Source organism: Bacteroides sp. AM37-9 (assembly GCF_003603455.1).
Lineage (GTDB): Bacteria > Bacteroidota > Bacteroidia > Bacteroidales > Bacteroidaceae > Bacteroides > Bacteroides xylanisolvens.
This window is the reverse complement of sequence record NZ_QTNF01000037.1, coordinates 41,556-59,499: the sequence shown is the minus strand read 5'-3', so window position 1 is coordinate 59,499 and position 17,944 is coordinate 41,556. Positions and strand designations below refer to the sequence as shown.

The 17,944-nt window shown below is 47.6% G+C and carries 14 protein-coding genes and 1 pseudogene; 14 read left to right on the top strand and 1 reads right to left on the bottom strand.

What is annotated here, in order from left to right; all coding sequences use genetic code 11:
• Positions 1–76 precede the first annotated feature (76 nt).
• The 14 genes from DW862_RS21090 to DW862_RS21025 all read left to right on the top strand — a co-directional run bounded on the left by DW862_RS21090 (position 77) and on the right by DW862_RS21025 (position 17,436).
• Complete coding sequence (locus DW862_RS21090) at positions 77–1,834, top strand: AAA family ATPase (RefSeq protein ID WP_008770908.1); 1,758 nt, start codon at positions 77–79, stop codon at positions 1,832–1,834.
• A gap of 171 nt (positions 1,835–2,005) precedes the next feature.
• Positions 2,006–2,443 (top strand): DUF6078 family protein, encoded by a 438-nt coding sequence (locus DW862_RS21085; RefSeq protein WP_008021877.1) that lies wholly within the window; start codon positions 2,006–2,008, stop codon positions 2,441–2,443.
• Between the two features lie 254 nt (positions 2,444–2,697).
• Complete coding sequence (locus DW862_RS21080) at positions 2,698–3,699, top strand: tyrosine-type recombinase/integrase (RefSeq protein WP_120070256.1); 1,002 nt, start codon at positions 2,698–2,700, stop codon at positions 3,697–3,699.
• A gap of 407 nt (positions 3,700–4,106) precedes the next feature.
• A complete protein-coding gene (locus DW862_RS21075) occupies positions 4,107–4,478 on the top strand; it encodes a hypothetical protein (RefSeq protein WP_004314687.1) in 372 nt (123 codons plus the stop codon).
• 36 nt (positions 4,479–4,514) lie between these two features.
• On the top strand, positions 4,515–5,813 hold the full coding sequence (locus tag DW862_RS21070; RefSeq protein ID WP_120070252.1) for a DUF3575 domain-containing protein: 1,299 nt from the start codon (positions 4,515–4,517) through the stop codon (positions 5,811–5,813).
• A complete protein-coding gene (locus DW862_RS21065; protein ID WP_118408112.1) occupies positions 5,810–6,862 on the top strand; it encodes a DUF5119 domain-containing protein in 1,053 nt (350 codons plus the stop codon). Before DW862_RS21070 ends, DW862_RS21065 begins: the two co-directional genes overlap by 4 nt.
• A gap of 68 nt (positions 6,863–6,930) precedes the next feature.
• Entirely contained in the window at positions 6,931–8,214 is a 1,284-nt protein-coding gene (locus DW862_RS21060) for a fimbrillin family protein (RefSeq protein WP_008021867.1), read from the top strand.
• Between the two features lie 96 nt (positions 8,215–8,310).
• Entirely contained in the window at positions 8,311–9,516 is a 1,206-nt protein-coding gene (locus tag DW862_RS21055) for a fimbrillin family protein (RefSeq protein ID WP_117684467.1), read from the top strand.
• 35 nt (positions 9,517–9,551) lie between these two features.
• A complete protein-coding gene (locus tag DW862_RS26200; RefSeq protein ID WP_181981102.1) occupies positions 9,552–11,273 on the top strand; it encodes a fimbrillin family protein in 1,722 nt (573 codons plus the stop codon).
• A 208-nt stretch (positions 11,274–11,481) separates the two neighbouring features.
• Entirely contained in the window at positions 11,482–13,065 is a 1,584-nt protein-coding gene (locus DW862_RS21045) for a fimbrillin family protein (RefSeq protein ID WP_229129661.1), read from the top strand.
• 150 nt (positions 13,066–13,215) lie between these two features.
• Positions 13,216–13,509 (top strand): nucleotidyltransferase family protein, encoded by a 294-nt coding sequence (locus tag DW862_RS21040; RefSeq protein WP_117684469.1) that lies wholly within the window; start codon positions 13,216–13,218, stop codon positions 13,507–13,509.
• Between the two features lie 24 nt (positions 13,510–13,533).
• Entirely contained in the window at positions 13,534–13,830 is a 297-nt protein-coding gene (locus tag DW862_RS21035) for a DUF86 domain-containing protein (RefSeq protein WP_004314950.1), read from the top strand.
• A gap of 116 nt (positions 13,831–13,946) precedes the next feature.
• Complete coding sequence (locus DW862_RS26490; RefSeq protein ID WP_243636518.1) at positions 13,947–15,650, top strand: fimbrillin family protein; 1,704 nt, start codon at positions 13,947–13,949, stop codon at positions 15,648–15,650.
• 226 nt (positions 15,651–15,876) lie between these two features.
• Complete coding sequence (locus tag DW862_RS21025; RefSeq protein ID WP_117684471.1) at positions 15,877–17,436, top strand: fimbrillin family protein; 1,560 nt, start codon at positions 15,877–15,879, stop codon at positions 17,434–17,436.
• A 257-nt stretch (positions 17,437–17,693) separates the two neighbouring features.
• Here DW862_RS21025 and DW862_RS21020 read toward each other — a convergent pair.
• Positions 17,694–17,910 (bottom strand): annotated as a pseudogene (locus DW862_RS21020) (sugar O-acetyltransferase); the annotation flags it as partial.
• Between the last annotated feature and the right edge of the window lie 34 nt (positions 17,911–17,944).

The following is a 17,944-nucleotide window of genomic DNA, read 5'->3' as shown; positions in this document are numbered from 1 at the left end:
GTTAAATGTTTATTCATCAAACGGTTAGACGAAACCGTTCAGAATTTAAAATAAGAAATCAGCAGGAGGACAGAAGATGGATCCAATGGAATATATAGTACCCAACAGAAAGCGTTTGCCTTACGGTATGATGAACTTCGCAGTCATCCGCCGCGAAGACTATTATTATGTAGACAAAACCCGCTTCATTCCTATGATAGAGCAGGCAGACCGGTTCTTTTTCTTCATCCGTCCCCGCCGCTTCGGCAAAAGCCTCACGCTGAACGTACTGCAACACTACTACGATGTGCGTACCCGCGATAAGTTCAACGACTTATTCGGCGATCTCTACATCGGGAAGCATCCCACAGCAAACCGCAACAGCTATCTGGTGCTTTACCTCAACTTTTCAGGTATCACCGGCGAACTGAACGATTATCGAAAGGGACTGGATGCACATTGCAGCATTACTTTCATGAACTTCTGCAAGAGATATGCCGACCTTCTGCCACCGGAGACTCTGGAAGAACTACGCCAAGTGAATGGGGCCGTAGAGCAGTTGGACTACCTCTATCAAGCCTGCGAACGTGCCGGACAGAAAATGTATCTCTTCATCGACGAATACGACCACTTCACCAACGCCATCCTTTCTGATGCCAAAAGCTTGCACCGCTACACTGATGAAACGCATGGCGAAGGTTATCTGCGTGCTTTCTTCAATAAGGTGAAGGCAGGAACTTATTCCAGCATAGAGCGTTGTTTCATCACCGGTGTAAGCCCCGTAACGATGGATGACCTGACGAGTGGCTTCAACATCGGCACGAACTACTCACTTACCCCCCAATTTAACCAAATGATGGGGTTCACCGAAGAAGAAGTGCGCGAAATGCTGACTTATTATTCAACGAACAGTCCTTTCCGCCATACTGTTGACGAACTGATGGAAATAATGAAACCATGGTACGACAATTATTGCTTCGCACAGGATTGTTACGGTGAAACTACCATGTACAACTCCAACATGGTGCTCTACTTCGTGAAGAATTACATAGATAACGGCAAAGCACCACGAGAAATGATAGAAGATAATATACGTATCGACTATGAAAAGCTGCGTATGCTCATTCGAAAGGATAAGGAGTTTGCACACGATGCTTCCGTCATTCAAACTTTAGTGAGTCAAGGTTATATCACTGGCGAACTGAAGAAAGGTTTCCCTGCCGTCAACATCACCAATCCGGACAATTTTATAAGCCTGCTCTACTATTTCGGAATGTTGACCATTAGCGGAATAGATAAAGGCAAGACCAAACTGACCATTCCGAACCTGGTGGTTCAAGAGCAGCTCTACACTTATTTGCTGAATACCTACAACGACGCAGACTTGAATTTCAGCAGCTACGAAAAGAGCGAACTTTCAAGCCAGCTCGCCTATGATGGCAATTGGCAAGCCTATTTCGATTACATTGCCGACTGCCTGAAACGTTATGCATCCCAGCGTGACAAGCAAAAGGGCGAATTCTTCGTTCACGGCTTCACCTTGGCCATGACTGCGCAAAACCGCTTCTACCGTCCTATCTCCGAGCAAGATACACAAGCGGGTTACGTCGATATTTTCCTCTGTCCCATGTTGGACATATATTCTGACATGAAGCACAGCTACATCGTTGAGTTGAAGTACGCCAAATATCGCGATTCTGAAAACCGTGTGGAGGAATTGCGTCAAGAAGCCATCGCCCAAGCCAACCGCTATGCCGACACGGACACGGTGAAACAAGCTATTGGCTCCACGCAACTACACAAGATTGTAGTGGTATATAAAGGTATGGAAATGCGGGTATGCGAAGAGTTATAATGAACAATCTCTTCACCCTTCACTTTTCCTTGTATTATCCTATCTATAAGCAGTTTATAGGTGAAGGGTGTTCCCTTCACCCATCCTTTCACGTTTTTTCTTTTTCAAATTGTACCTTTCCACAATAAAAGCACTACCTTTGTCAATCATGTATGTAATATACAATATAAAATGAACGACAATAAATTAAAAAACAAAACAGTCCCTTTCAACTACGCCCGCTGCTACAACGAGCAATGTCCGAAAGCTTGTAACTGCCTGCGTCGGGTGGCTGCACTTCTCACTACCGCTGACACGTCCTATATCAGCATCGTAAACCCAATGTGTATTCCGGCCACCGGAATTGACTGTCCCCACTTCCAAAACGCAGAAAAGATACATGTGGCATGGGGTATCAGCCACCTGCTGGACAACGTACCTTATAAGGACGGAACAAACATCAAGCAACAACTGATCGGGCATTTCGGAAAAACGCTTTACTATCGCTTTTATCGCGAAGAACGCTTCCTAAGCCCCGCAGAGCAAAACTATATCCGCCAGCTTTTTCGCCGGAAAGGTATCACCGAAGAACCGGTCTTTGACAGTTACACGGATGAGTATAATTGGTAAAGCTGCGTTCTAACTAGTTTCTAGCCTGCTGAAACTTTTTGTTTCAAGCGCTAGAAACTAAAAGTTTCAAAGGGTGAAACGATTCGTTTCACACCGAGAAACAAACTGTTTCACTACGGGAAACCATTCGTTTCAAGGTATGAAACAAAAAATGGAACTAGTTGAAACATCTTTTGTTTTCTTCGCCCATAAAATTCTTTATCTTGCATCCATAAACATTTCCCCAGTAGGTCTGTTTCAAAAAAGACCGCGGGATGCGGAAATCAAAATTTAAATTTATGGATAAAGAAGAAAAGAATGTTGAGATGGTGCATCTGTCACCATACATGAAGTCGGTGATTGAAAGGTTGACGGCAGACAAGAAACGCCCGGCAGTACATACTTATAATGCCACGCTAAACTCTTTCACGAAGTTTTCCGGCGGACAGGGCACAGAAGAAATGCTGGTAACGGACGTTTTTACGGCAGGCAAGCTGAAAGAGTACGAAGCATGGCTGCGAAGCAGAAATGCAAGCTGGAACACGGTTTCCACCTATATGCGAGTGCTCAAAGCGGTTTACAACAGGCTCGTGGAAGCAAAGCACCTGACTTATGATGCCAGACTGTTTGATAGTGTATATACAAAGGTGGAAGCACAGTCCAAACGGTCGCTTACAGAAGAGCAAATGAATACATTACTGCGCACAGATTTTGAAAAACTGCCCGAAGACGTACAAAATGTACTCGCTTATTTTCTGTTGATGTTTCTTTTCCGTGGAATGCCATTCATTGATATGGCCTACCTGCGCAAACAAGACCTAAAGGAACACTGTATCACCTACTGCCGTCACAAAACCGGAAAGAAAATGGTAGTACGCATTCCGCATGAAGCAACTGCTCTGTTTGAGAAATGCCGGAACAAGAAAACTGATTCCGGTTATCTCTTTCCTATTCTTGACGAAACAACAGAAAACGAAAAGAAACTATACGAGAATTATCGTCAGGCTTTACGCACATTCAACCGCAAGCTAGCCAAAATGGCCGCATTGCTGCTCCCCGGCACTAATATCAGTTCGTACACCGCACGACACACCTGGGCAACACTAGCCTTTTACTCAGGCATTCCCATCGGTATTATAAGCAAAGCCCTGGGACACTCGTCCATCAAGGTAACAGAAACTTATCTGAAACCTTTCGAAAATGAAAAGGTAGATGCCGCAAATGATGAACTGATAATGTCGGTTGTAAAACGTTCTAAAGAAAAGATAGTAGCGTAAACGACCAAATAACAACAGATTAAAAGAGAAACTATTACTTACCAAGTAACGGACGTTTTACGATGCAAAGTAGTGAATATTTCTTCATATATCCAAATATATATTGTAAAATCTTCTTTTATTTTCAATATTAAAGAACTATATACTGACACAAAACCTGACAAAACAACATATTATCACGACTATGCTTCTTAAGGGCATACGCCCCCAGTTCATTTCTGTACTCCAAAAATGAAACATTCTTTCATGCACTTTTCCCGCCAGAAAAGTCTTTCTATTATAAATCAAGCCTACGAAAAAACGCTTTTCACCGCTGCTTAATTATGAACAACAGCCGTTACTTGGTAAGTAATTCAGACGGGTATTTCCGTTACTTGGTAAGTAACAGATAAATTAAAACGCAAAGTATGTTAACACAAGCCACACAAGCAGCAATAGCGATCCTGCATGATATTTCTACAGGTATCTACTTCCGTTCAGCCAACTTCCGGTTTACAGAGGAAGAATGGGAAAATCTGTTCCATAAATTAGAGGAAGGACATATTATACGATTGTTACCGAACTGTGAAGCAAACATAATATCATCCTACGTATTGTGCCGCTCCTTGAACGACCTTTCCTTATTAGATATACTTGAAGCATTGGGCGAACCTATTTATTGTATCCGCCCTACTCCCGAATCCCTCTATTTGCAGAATATGCAAGTCGCTCAAAAGACAGGCGTGCTCAACCAGGTTACGCGGATGCTTCTGACAGGAATCAAAATATCCGACTGGTAACCGTATAGTACACATAAAAATGACACACATCAACTTATGAAAAATAAACCTACATATTTAAAACGCCTCGCTTTTCTTTTCGGTTTACTATTATCCCTTTCTGCTGATATCTTTGCACAGGAGGGGCATACCGAAGAAATTTCTGTCAAGCCTGCCTTGCTTCATTTCCACTTTGACAAAGCTTTGGTAGACAGTGGCTATATGGACAATGGACGCACATTACGCCGTTTAGATGAACTTTTCTCGGACAGTATTCCGACCGCACGGATAGATTCAATATACATACTGTCTTTCGCTTCGCCCGAAGGTGTTCCGTCCTACAACAACCGCCTGGCAATGCGGCGTTCTCATGCGGTGAGGAATTACCTGATATGGAAATATCCCCACCTCGACAAGTGCCGTATCCTTCCGTGTCCGCAAGGTGAAAACTGGCAGGAATTACGCCGTATGATAACAGAAGACGCGAACCTGCCCAAACAAAAAGAAGTGTTGCAAATCATTGATTGCACACCGGAAACGGAAAAGCGCAAGGCGCAGTTGAAAAAACTGGATAATGGTATTCCCTACCATTACATCCGCCAAAAGATATTACGCTATTTGCGCAATGCTTCCATCTGTACGGTCAAATTATATGCCGACACCCTGCCGGCTCTACCCGAGCCTGTCTGTGTAAAGCCGGAATACCAACGGCAAGAACCGTATGCGCATAATCTGCCGAATCCCTTGACAGAAGAAACAAGGCGAACTATGGAGCAAGTCCGACAGCAGGAACAGCTTGCAAAAAATAAACGCCCGCTATTTGCCTTGAAAACGAATCTTCTGTTCGACGTCGCCATGATGCCGAATATAGAAATAGAAGTCCCCATCGGCAAACGTTGGTCCATAAATGGTGAATATATGTTCCCGTGGTGGCTGTTCGACGGCGACAAGTACTCCATGCAAATCCTTATGGGCGGTCTGGAAGGCCGCTACTGGTTGGGAAGCCATCAGAAGCGCGAGAATAGCGAAGTGCTGACCGGGCATTTCTTCGGGTTATATGCCGGAGGAGGTAAATACGACCTTCAGTGGAAAGAGAACGGTTATCAAGGAGAATTCTTTATTGCTGCAGGCATCAGTTACGGCTGGGCAACACGGATTGCACGCAATCTGCACTTGGAATTCAATATAGGTATTGGTATGCTACGTACCGATTACCGGCATTACCATGCACGGGACAACTACCAGACCTTGCTCTGGCAGGAGAATGGCAAATACACCTGGTTCGGCCCTACAAAAGCCAAGCTCTCTCTCGTCTGGCTGTTGAACCGTAAAGTGAGGAAAGGAGGTATAAAATGAGTGATAAGTGGTTAATAACAAGCAGCGGACAGCTACTGTTCTTCTGTCTCTTATGTGTTTCCATCCTGCTTGTCTCCTGCGAGCGTCGTGACCTGACCTACTATGAAGTATCGGAGATTACCCTAACTGCCGACTGGAATGATTCGGGATTGGACGACAAAGAGCAAAAATACGGTGCCACAGCCGTGTTCTATCCGCGGAATGGCGGCGAACCGAAAATCTTCATGATGGGTGACCGTTCGGGCGACGCAGTACGCCTGCCGATGGGAGTGTATGACATCATTGTCTTCAACCGTTCGTTCAACGATTTCAGCAACATTGCTTTCCGTGGCAACAGTTATGAGACACTGGAAGCATATGCCCGCAAAGTGGAGACGCGTGTGGACAAAAAGACACGTGTGGAAACACGCACAATCATTTCCTCCCCCGATGAATTGGCGGCAGCCACGCTGAAAGGTTTCACTGTTACGGAAGATATGCTGGGAAATTATAGCCAGACCACCTACGGGCGGACGGCTCCTTCACGTTCGTCGGAAGAGACGCCGGACGGACTTTACCACCTTCATTTCGTTCCGAAAAAGCTGACCCGCGAAGTGTCCGCCGTGCTTCATATAGAAGGACTGAACAACATACGTTCAGCAACCTGCCGCTTGGGCGGAGTGGCAGAATCTATTTTCCTTGCAACAGGAAAAACATCCGCCAACACGGTGACGCAGGAGTTCACACCGTCAAATCCGGAATTCTCGCCCGGTTCTCCTTTCAACGGTACGTTGAGTTGTGAGTTTGAAATATTCGGTCTCAACGTTATTGATAACAACAACCTGCATCTGGATGCATTACTGGTGGATGGAAAAACTGAATTTGAAGGGGATTGTACCAACGTAAAAATAACGGAAAACGACGACGGAACAGGGAGCGTCACGCTTATTCTGGAAGCCAGTACTGAAAAAGTGCCGGACGTAAAACCAGAAGGAGGAGCCGGTTCCGGCTTTGATGTGGACGTAGACGGATGGGGGAACGAAATCAATACGGATATTCCCATCAATTGACTCTATAAAGATGAATGTGCAATAAATTTATTAATATATAAACAATGAAAAACTAAAGCTAAGAAACAATGAAAACGATTAACGCTATGATGTTATCGCTTGCGGCACTGACGATAGCAGGCTGCTCGCAGAATGAAGTGACAGAAATCAGTCCGGACGCTCACCCGCAGGTGGGATTCGGTGTGTACACGGGAGTACCAACCAGAGGTGTGGACATGACTACGGAAAGTATGAAGGATGATCCGACAGATGCCAATAAATATGGTGGATTCGGCATCATGGCCTACTTTACGGGACAAGATAACTTTGAAACTGTAAAGACCACGGTAACCCCCAGCTTCATGCACAACCAGATGGTAAAGTTTGACGGAACCAACAATGTCTGGACGTACTCTCCGGTGAAATACTGGCCGAACAGACAGAATGACAAAATTTCTTTCTTCGCTTATGCACCTTATGAGAGCGACTGGCAGAACGGCAGCAAATCAGGAGTAATCACCTCGGCAGCCACTGCTCCGGGTATCCCCTACATCAAGTTTAAGCTCAAAACAACGGACAAACTCGACAAGATGGTGGATCTTGTGGTTGCCGACCAGCGTGACAAAACGTATACGGCCGAAAATGGAGGCAAGATCAGCTTTACCTTCGAGCATACGCTCTCGCGTATCTCCTTCCGCGCACAGTTGGGAGCCGGTGACTTCGATGGTATGGACGGTACGAACAGTTTCGTTTATATCACCCACATGTGGATTGTAGGTACGGACCACAGTGCTGACGGCAGTAATCTTTCGCTGATAGACCCGGCATCGCCCGTTAATGCGAATTCCAAATTCTACACCAGTGCCAAATGGTCTGAACTTCACTGGAACTATGAGGCGGATGCCACTATTGCCCAGGCAGACTTCAGTCTCGACAAGATGCTGAACCTGGAAAGTCCGGGTATCGATATATCCACCCCCGCCGCAGGACATGACGCACGTACACAAGGTATCCGAATCACAAAAGCGTCACAAGGGACAGCAGAGAAGGCCGTTCCGCTTTTCAAGGATAAAGAGTACCTTTATCTCATTCCGGTAGGAGAAAAGAGCGGCACAGATCTAACCCAAAACAAGGGTTGTGCCAAAGGAGACATCAAGATAGGTTTCCATTACGATATCGTGTCCAAAGATGCGACTAATGCCGGCAAATTCATTGCCAGCCATGGGGAAGCTTTCATCGAGCTACCGGCAGGACACATGAAACGTAAAGAGTCTTATTTGTATACTCTGAAAATCAATCTGCATAAGATTGAGATTAGTGATGCTACGGTCACTCCATGGGAAGATATCAAAACGGAAGCAACAGTAGAATAATCAAACGCTGATTCCGGCAACCAAAGCCGGCACATCAGACCGGGCAGGGTTGAATGTCCCTTCCCGGTCACCAAAGAAAATGAAGAAAGAAGAAATATGAAGAATCGAACGATAAAAGCCGGACGGCTATTCATTCACAAAAACGGGATACGCGCCGGAGTCACCGTCTTTCTCCTGACGCTGCTCGCCGCATGCGGTGCGGACGACAACACGCCGGACATGCCGCAGGGAGACATTCCTCTGGACTTCGGTGTGTCCGTAGACCAGGCCGTCAGCCGTGCGGCAGAGACTACTGCTTCCAGCCTTTCCTCCATGGGGGTGTATGCCTATTATACAGGCAACAGCAATCTGAGCACTTCGGACAAGCCCAACTTCATGTGCAACCAAAAGGTGGAGCGAACCAACAGTGCATCTCCCTGGACGTACTCACCCGTGAAGTACTGGCCCAATAATCCGGCAGATAAAGTGAGCTTTTATGCTTACGGACCTTACGCCCCAAAAGGGCTGAATGTGTCCGGCACCACACAAAGCGGTCCTCCCACCATGGAGTACACAATACAAGGTGCGGAAGCCGACCAGGCAGATTTGGTCATTGCCGGCGCGCTGCCGAACCAGACGTATGCGAGCAACAACGGAAAGGTGAGCTTTAAGATGTTCCATGCCCTGACGCGGGTGGATATTAATGTGACAAACGTGGATAAGGCGACGGGGATGACAATTACAGTTTTTACAATGGGCAGTTTATTGGATGGAAAAAGACCCCTTCCTTATGATAACGAGGAGTGGAACCTTTTGACAGGTGGTAGTGGGATTCTCACTAAGGTAACCTGTATTCCCACACGCCTCCCATACAGTCCTGCCACAGACGGAACGAAAACAAACCTCGCCACTTTCTTTGTCATGCCCATCCGTAAAGGATTAGCTTACAAGCCTTCCTTTAAGATTGCTTACACGACCCCCGGCAATGTACCCTCCGGCGAGGCTCCGGTGCAGACAATAGAATGGAACGATAAAATTCCTTCGCCCGAAACATGGACTATGGGGGCGCATATCAGCTATAATTTCAAGCTTGAGAAGAAAAAACTCACCATCACCACTTCTACCCATCCCACATGGGATGATGCCGGGACGGGCACCGTCACCGGAAGCGTAGTCATCACCTACGCTGTCAATCCTTCCGACCCCAATTGGGGGACGGGCGGCTCGGGCTCGGTGAACGGCAAGCCCGTGGTAACCCACAGCACCGTGCAGAACGACGTGCAATGGGAGGACGGGGGAACGGAAATCGTGGAAAAGAGTTGATTCCAAGTCGTAAATCCTACTAAAACAAGATAACAATGAGATACATCAAGCACTTATTCGTCCGTTCTTTCTACCAGTGCGCAGCCCCCGCCCGCCTTGCCTTGCTCTGCGCCGGTTTCGCAGCACTGGGCGGTTGTACCAACGAAACAGACAGTGTCGGCGGATCATCCACGGCAGACGGTCACATTCCCCTTGCCTTGGAGATAATGGCAAGCGGCTTCACCGGACAGCCGGACGCCTCGCCTGACACCCGCGCTTCTGAACAGGATAATTATGACACTTGGTTTGAGGAAACCGACGCCATCGGCCTCTTTGCCGTAAGGGGCATCGGTACGCCGGTCGCCGCCATCGTGGACGGCATCAACAATTCCAAGCTGACATACGCCCCCGCCGACGACGCTTCACATAAGCCAACGTGGCAACCGGCAGATGCCGCCACCACCTTATATTATTATGCGGACGTGACCTATATCGCCTACTACCCCTACAAAGACGGCATCGCGATAGACCCCACACAAAGCGCGGCCACTATCCTTGCCTCCTTTTCCGGGAAGACGGAACTGCAACCCGCTGCCGACCAGTCCACCCCCGAAGCATACGCCGCCAGCGACCTGATGACCGCCAGCGGCACGGCCACCGATACCGCCGACCCCAGCCGGAAGTTGCTGTCGCTTACCTTTACCCACAGCTACTCGCTGCTGGTAGTGAAAACCAACATTATGGCGCCTAAGTATGATGCGCCCGACGGAAGCTTCAAATATCATTCCAGATTGCGCGTAGCTGTTGCCGACGCCATTGCCGCCAATGCGGTGCTAAACGACGTAAAGGCATGGAAGAAAACGGATGGAGAGTTTCGCTCCATCGTGAAACCTACGGGAAACAATGCCCTGAGCGGAAGCTACGAGAGAGGTGGCATTATCGTGGAATACAGCGGCACAGCAGGCACGGCAACACAGAACCGGCAAGCTGGCAAATACTATGAACTGACGGTGAACGCCACCATGCCCAACACTCCGGCCACGGCAACGCGCGCCCTTAAGGCAGGCGACTTCTACTATGCCGACGGCACCGTATGGCCTGGAGGCGTGGCGCCCGAGGTAGAAGACGCGCCGATGAAGGAAAGCTGCATAGGCGTGGTCTTCTGGGTGGGTGACCCCGGCACAGGCGATGCACAAGGGCAGGGAGATGCCTTGCTTGCTTCGGAGCATTCCGGATGTACGCACGGACTGGTGGTGAGCCTCACTAATGTCAACACGAGCACCGAGCATTGGAGCGAAACTGCCGAAGCTGTAAACGATTGGACAAATGGGTCCTCAGGACCCGGCATAGATATTCGGGCGACGGATAAATACCAAGGATATTCCAATACAAAAGCACTGACGGCCTACAACAATAACATCCGCACTTCAACCCCTGCATCGCTTATCCTTCCCATCGAAAGCATTCTTGCCTACAGGCAAGCCACTCCGGCACCGGTAACAAGCAGCGACTGGTACCTACCTTCGGTAATGGAACTAAAATATATGTTATGGGGGCAGGGACAGGCTCAGCCACAAACAGGGGCAGGGAGGAAGCTTATGAAAGAGCAATTACTAAAGATTGACCAGTCTTATTATTTAAGCGGACAGCCCTATTGGACCAGTACGGAAATTGATGCCTCCTTAGCTTATGGTATTCCGGGTAATGAAATCTTAACTACATTGAGTAAAAACGCTCAGTACAATACGTTCAACTCACTTGCCATTCTAGCATTTTAACATACATAGCGATATGAAGAAAGATATTTACCTTATCGTCCTCGCCTCCCTTTGCATCCTCCTTGTAACACTGGATAGCTGCACAAGTGAAACAGACATCCTAAGCGGAGGCACCGCCGACGGCACGCCCCTCACCGTCCGCGCCACAGCAAGCGGCTTCCAAGCCCCGGCACAGCCCGGAGGCAGCCCCACCACCCGCACCCCGGTGATGGAGGGCACGAGCACCAAGTTCCAAACGGGCGACGCCATCGGGCTCTTCTGCGTGCGCAAAAACGCATCTGGCACTGAATACATATCGACGGACATCTACAACCTCAAGATGACCTATACCGCAGCGGCGGACGGAACCGGCACCTGGGAAGCTCCTACAGCGGCCTCCTCCCCACTGCTCTATACCGATGCGGTGGCCTACTTTGCCTACTATCCTTATACGGACGCACTGACCACTGCCTCCGTGAACAACGAGCAGGACATCCGCAACTGGCTCAAGACCAATAAACCCTTGGCAACCGATATGCTTACGAAGGAGGTATTCACAGCCAACGACCTGATGACCGCCGCCACCCTGCCTTCGCTGACCGATGCCGACCGCGGAGCACTGGTGCTGAACTTCAAGCACGAATATGCATTATTAGTGATAAAGCCCATGTTAATGAGCCCATGTATTCCTCCCACAGGGGTGACGGCTTACGGCTATCATGCCGAAGCCCGGAAATGGGGAATAGACAGGAATGTAGTACAAGGTGGCGGAGATGACTTCAAGATGAAGATAAACAACAGGAAAGCCAGCGAAATGAGCGACGGAACCTACCGCATACTGACGCAAGCCACAAACACCAGTTCTTCCATTGGATGCGAGTACACTACGTATGACGATGACTTAGGGCTGTGTCCGGTCACCGCCACCGGTTCCGCCATTTCCGGCGGCTTTCAGGCCAATACGTGCTACACATTGGAAGTGCACTGCACAAGTCGTACAGGAAGTACTGCTGTAGAACGCGCGCTACAACCGGGTGACTTTGTATATCAGCATAACGGCAAAATCGAGATTTATCCTGTCGACGGAGCGGTGGATGCCGGTGGAAAAATACCGGACTATGCCAACGCCGTAGGGATAGTGATGACGTGCGATCCCACAAGGATGACGGATGCGGGATGCAACGCAAAGGGTTGGAATCATGCGTACGTAATGGGATTGGCTAACATTTCCTCCGGGCAGAAGACCTTGTGGATGAAAAACGGTCACTCATTATCGACTCCTTACCCTTATCCACCGGTTGCGGATATGAATACAGCGGAAACTTACATGAACGGATATGCTGAAACAGAAACGATGTTGGGAAAAACGCCTCTCAGTGACTACCCTATATTTGCGGCATTACAACAATACCGGAATGATAACGCCGTGCCTGCCGGCATAAATCGCAGCCCGTGGTTCATCCCGAGTATAGGTCAATGGTTTGATGTAATGATAACCCTTTGCGGGAAATCACCGTATGATTTTGTTTCAGTTGGAGAATGGGGTATCTGGCAGTCGGACAACAGCCAAAGAATTGAAATGCTGGGTAAAGCAAATAATTACATGGCTAAAATTGGCATCACATTTCTTATGCCATCTTCTCCTGAAGAACATGAGATCGGTTTTTGGCTAACTTCCCATTTCGCTAATCAAGGTATATGGGCGTTCTATGGTACCGATAGAAGCGGTGTGTTTGCGATAGAATCTACGTATGGAAATTTAGAAAACTATGACGTGCCTATTGCCGTCGCCCGTCCCTTCTTCGCCTTTTAACCGGAGACCGGGAGCGTAGTACATCAAAATATCCTTTGCAACTTTCGTTCGCTTATGCAGACCTGTTGCTTGAAATATCGCTCTTTGACATGCTGGAAACGGAAATTATGATTATCTTTGCAAGCATAGCAAAGTAAAAATTATAGAGTTATGAAATCAACTGCTGAAATATTAGAACTTCTCCGCATATATAAAACACAGTTTGCGAGTAAATACGGTTTCAAGCGTCTCGGTGTATTCGGTTCCGTAGCGCGAGGAGAGCAAACGGAGCAAAGCGACGTTGATGTTTGTTATGAAGGCGAGCCGCCATCACTTCTCACCTTGGAACATATACAGAGCGAGCTTGAAGAGCTACTGGGTTCCCCGGTAGATTTAATAAGAATACGTGAGCGAATGAACGCGCGCTTGAAACAAAGAATCTTAAAAGAAAGTATTTATGTATGATAAAGAATTGGCGCTCAACAGTTGATGATTACCCAACGGGCAGCTGTAGCTGCTACCCCGGATGATTTTTTATTATCGCCGGATGGTATGTTGCGTTTGGATGCTATTTGTATAAACCTAATCGCATTGGACGAAGCTGTGAAAGGTTTGGATAAAATAACAAGAGGTGAATTGCTCCCCGGATATCCTGAGATATATTGGAGTGGAGTAATGAAAATGCGTAATAAGATAGCTCATCATTATTTTGAAATGGATGCTGAAGTTGTATTCAAGACCTTAAAAGAAGACATTCCGATGATGCCCCCATTGTGCACCGCATGATAAAAGAAGTTAGTAGCAGTTTATAAACTTTGTAGTAGAATAATTTCCGTCCCGCCCGCCTCTCCCTCGTGAGAAGCGGGCGGGACGTTCCGTTTCCGGCAGGTTGAAGGCCCGTCGTGCCAGATAGGTGCTATCCTCGTGTAACGGGAAAAATGAACATGATTAGGAATATGATAAAAAAAGACAAGATAGTTATGACGTTTAAAAACAAACATTCCTTCATCAGCGGCTTCCTTGGCGCCGCCCTCCTCATCGCGAGCGGTTGCGCTTTGGGAGGCTGCACGGAAATAGCAGATGAGCCGCAGGGCATCGACGATGCAGGCAACGGCACGCCCCTCACCATCCGCGCCACGGCAAGCGGCTTCGTTTCCTGCGTGCAGGGAGACACCCCCGCCACACGCACACCCACTGAGAACGGCTACACCACGGAGTTCAACGACGGCGATGCCATTGGCATCTTCGCCCTTAAAGAGTATGCAACGCCCGATGTAACTCCCGTTGACGGGGTGTACAACCTCAAGCTGGTCTACACCAAAGCCGCGGACGGCTCGGGAAGCTGGGCGCCCGCCTCTGGCGACACGCACGTGCTGTACAATTACGACGACGACCTGGTTTACGTAGCCTACTATCCTTACCGAGAAGGAATCACTATCAAACAAGACATCGAGACGGAAATTTTCAAAGACCTGGCGGCCAACGCCAAGCTGCAACCCGCCGCCGATCAGTCCACCCCCGCCGCCTATACCGGCAGCGACCTGATGGCAGCCTTTGCCCGGCCTGCGACCGACCCTACGGATGCCAACAAGAAGGTACTGACGCTGGCGTTCGAACATCTGCATGCGTTGCTGGTATTCAAACCGAGCGAAGGTTTTCTACGCTACGTATCACCAGACGGTGGTTTTGAATATCGTGATGAAGCAAGAGAACTGTTAGGCAGTCAGGCATCGGAAGTTACAATAAACAATGTCAAAGCATGTCCCATGGGCAACGGTTCATTCCGTGCCATTATACCGACTTCACTTTCTGCCGCTTCTTTTACCCCCTCAGGTAAATATATCCTGACAGACGGTAAAACTCTAAATTTCACCGGCAGTCCAATGACCACCGGAACACTCACTGCCGGAAGATATTACACTATACAGACTAATACCCAGTTAGGTACCAAAATACGCGGATTGCAATCCGGCGACTTCTTCTACCGGGATGGAAAGCTATTGAACCGGGATATAAACACCATCCCTGACCCAACGAACTGTGTCGGTATCCTTATTACTCCGGCGGGCGGCAGTGATACTAACTATGGAGGAAATTGTGTTAACAACACTGTACATGGCCATGTAGTATCTGTCTATGATGTAGTGACTTGCAAATGGGGACCGAACGGAAATATCGGCACCAATACTTCTGACTCATGGAACGACTGGCGGGGGTACCAACTTACTCAAAAAATGAAACAAGATGCTGATGCCAACTATGGTGGTTTTTCGGCGAGTAATTATGCAGCCGCTTATTATTGTCTCAATTATGGTAATACAGACAAAGGAAAATTGACAGCTGTAAATAACAGTGGCTGGTATTTCCCCTCGGAAGGATTTATGTACTCATGGGCCATATTGCGATGGGGGGATATAAATGCTTCTCTCACCAAATTAGTCAGTGCAGGATATGGACAAAATATTGGTAGCAATCAATATTATTGGGATGCCAGCACTGCCAATAGCGATTCACAAGCAAGAATAGTCAAGCTAAATTCCGGGAGCATGGGGTATGTCGCCAACAGGGACAGGTCGTACAGGGTACGTGCTGTACTGACGTTTTAGGATATAATTGCCGAATAAAATAAAAAAGGTTGCGGTAGTACTATCGGTCGAATATCTGCCAACGAAATGGAGGAGCTTTATCATGATTCTTTACCACGGTTTCATCACGGTAGATTGGTAATCTACTTCGGTTGTTTCTAAGTTTATGTTTGACGAATCTATTACGTACCACCTTAGTATTTTAATCCATCTATAAAAATTATTTTACAATAAATAAGAGAACACTATGCCGTTAAAAAACAAAACATTCTTGTCTAATATTTGTCTCTATACCTTCCTTATCCTTGGAGGTGGTTGTACGGACGAGGCAGGTATGGAGAACATCGGAAATACAGATCGCCGCATCCCTCTTACCATCAGTGCAACGGTGAGTAGTTACACCGCCATTGATAAAAAAAACACCTCCGTCACCCGCACGCCAATCGAGAACGGTTATACCACAGAATTTTCCGATGGTGATGCCATCGGCATCTTCGCCCTCAGGAATTTTGAAACGCCCAATGTAGCCGCTATCGATGGTGTGTACAACCTCAAACTGGTTTATACAAAAGCAGCGGACGGAACGGGCAGTTGGGCACCTGCCACCGGTGATACACACGCATTGTACAGCTACGACGACAATCTCGCCTATGTGGCATACTATCCTTATCGGGACGGCATTACAATCAAACAAGACAATAAAGCGGAAATCCTCAAAGACCTGGCAAACAACGCTAAACTGCAACCGGCCGCTGACCAGTCCACCTCCGCCGCCTATACCGGCAGCGACCTGATGGCAGCCGTTGCCAGCCCCACGGTAGACCCGGCAAATGCGAATAAGAAGGTGCTCACGCTGAAGTTTGAACATCTGCATGCGTTGCTGGTACTCAAACCGATGGGATTAGTTAATTGCGTTCCCCCGGCAGGAGCAAGCTTTGAGTATGCCGGTGGGGTACTGAGGCTGGACGTTACTGCCAAAGACGCTACTATAAACGGCATCAAAGCCCTGCGTATGGACGACGGAACGTTTCGTGCCATCGTACCTTCCCCGGCAGGCGACTTTGTGCCTGCCGGGAGTTATCTAACGAAAGGTGACAAAACGATTCTATATACGGGAACCTCACTAACAGCCGGAAAGCTCGCTGCCGGGAAATACTACACTCAGCAGGTGGAAACAGCGGTCTATACCGACGGAAGCATAACCCGGGCGCTACAAGTGGGCGACTATTTTTGTAGCGATGGTAAGATTATTCCGGGCGAAACATCCATTATCAAAAGAACTTACATCGGGCTTGTCTTCAAGGTGGGGCGATTTACAGCGGATGATAGTGAATATGTCAATGGTAACGGAGAGCCGATGACTAACATTAATGGATATACAGTGGCACTGAAAGATGCAAATAATGGAGCAGTCATCAAGTGGGGGAACAAGAAGTTCGCCTTGGATTCCAATCGTAACGGAAGTAGTCCGTACGGATATTTTAATGGCTTTAAGATAACACAATTACTCAAAGCCGATGGTATAGGTAATTATCCGGCTGCTAATGCATGTATCAGCTACTCGCCTGCCGCAGATGCTAAAACCAGCGGATGGTTTTTCCCAGCCGGAGGACAGATGCTGGAGTTGAGAAATACAAGAGTCGAGTTAATCAAAAAAACTGTTTTCACTAATTATAATTCGGGCAGATATTGGCAATCCGTCCAAAATGGAAGTGGAGATTCGTGGAGTGTAGGTCTGGTAAGCACGAGCACCGCGCAGTCCTATATATCGACGCCTTACTACGTACGTCCTATTGCCGCTTTTTAATATAGAATAAGATAACACTATGCCATTGAAAAATAAAACACTCTTATCTAATATGAATATAATGTAGAAACGGCTTATAACGAATCAATAAGGAAAACAGGCGTAACTGATTATATGGGTTCTAAACAATCTGCAGAAGGTAAGATATTTATTTCAACTACCTTACCTTCATTAGAGTTAGAACGCACCTTTATTAATTACAGTTTCTTCAGGTATAATTCCTATTTCATCAGGAAACAGCCATTATATTATTCGCTCGCTCCATAGCCAATCCTTACACCTGGAAGTATGGTCGAATTTATGCCAATCCAAACCTTGTCTTCAATCACAATCGGACGTCCTCAGGCGTACGATAACCCGTGTTCATCTCGGTTGCATTATGGTAGCGAAAATGTCCGTAATCAGTTCATCGTAACCCGGTTCATCAGGTGAGACCATCTCACCGCTCAAGTCTTTTGCAAAAATATCGTTCATCATTTAATTGTATATAGCTATTACTACTGTTTAC

What these genes read in the sequence shown, in the direction of transcription:
- DW862_RS21090 (WP_008770908.1), top strand. Translation starts at nt 77, where the DNA reads ATGGATCCAATGGAATATATAGTACCCAACAGAAAGCGTTTGCCTTAC.
- DW862_RS21085 (WP_008021877.1), top strand. Translation starts at nt 2,006, where the DNA reads ATGAACGACAATAAATTAAAAAACAAAACAGTCCCTTTCAACTACGCC.
- DW862_RS21080 (WP_120070256.1), top strand. Translation starts at nt 2,698, where the DNA reads ATGCGGAAATCAAAATTTAAATTTATGGATAAAGAAGAAAAGAATGTT.
- DW862_RS21075 (WP_004314687.1), top strand. Translation starts at nt 4,107, where the DNA reads ATGTTAACACAAGCCACACAAGCAGCAATAGCGATCCTGCATGATATT.
- DW862_RS21070 (WP_120070252.1), top strand. Translation starts at nt 4,515, where the DNA reads ATGAAAAATAAACCTACATATTTAAAACGCCTCGCTTTTCTTTTCGGT.
- DW862_RS21065 (WP_118408112.1), top strand. Translation starts at nt 5,810, where the DNA reads ATGAGTGATAAGTGGTTAATAACAAGCAGCGGACAGCTACTGTTCTTC.
- DW862_RS21060 (WP_008021867.1), top strand. Translation starts at nt 6,931, where the DNA reads ATGAAAACGATTAACGCTATGATGTTATCGCTTGCGGCACTGACGATA.
- DW862_RS21055 (WP_117684467.1), top strand. Translation starts at nt 8,311, where the DNA reads ATGAAGAATCGAACGATAAAAGCCGGACGGCTATTCATTCACAAAAAC.
- DW862_RS26200 (WP_181981102.1), top strand. Translation starts at nt 9,552, where the DNA reads ATGAGATACATCAAGCACTTATTCGTCCGTTCTTTCTACCAGTGCGCA.
- DW862_RS21045 (WP_229129661.1), top strand. Translation starts at nt 11,482, where the DNA reads ATGGAGGGCACGAGCACCAAGTTCCAAACGGGCGACGCCATCGGGCTC.
- DW862_RS21040 (WP_117684469.1), top strand. Translation starts at nt 13,216, where the DNA reads ATGAAATCAACTGCTGAAATATTAGAACTTCTCCGCATATATAAAACA.
- DW862_RS21035 (WP_004314950.1), top strand. Translation starts at nt 13,534, where the DNA reads ATGATTACCCAACGGGCAGCTGTAGCTGCTACCCCGGATGATTTTTTA.
- DW862_RS21025 (WP_117684471.1), top strand. Translation starts at nt 15,877, where the DNA reads ATGCCGTTAAAAAACAAAACATTCTTGTCTAATATTTGTCTCTATACC.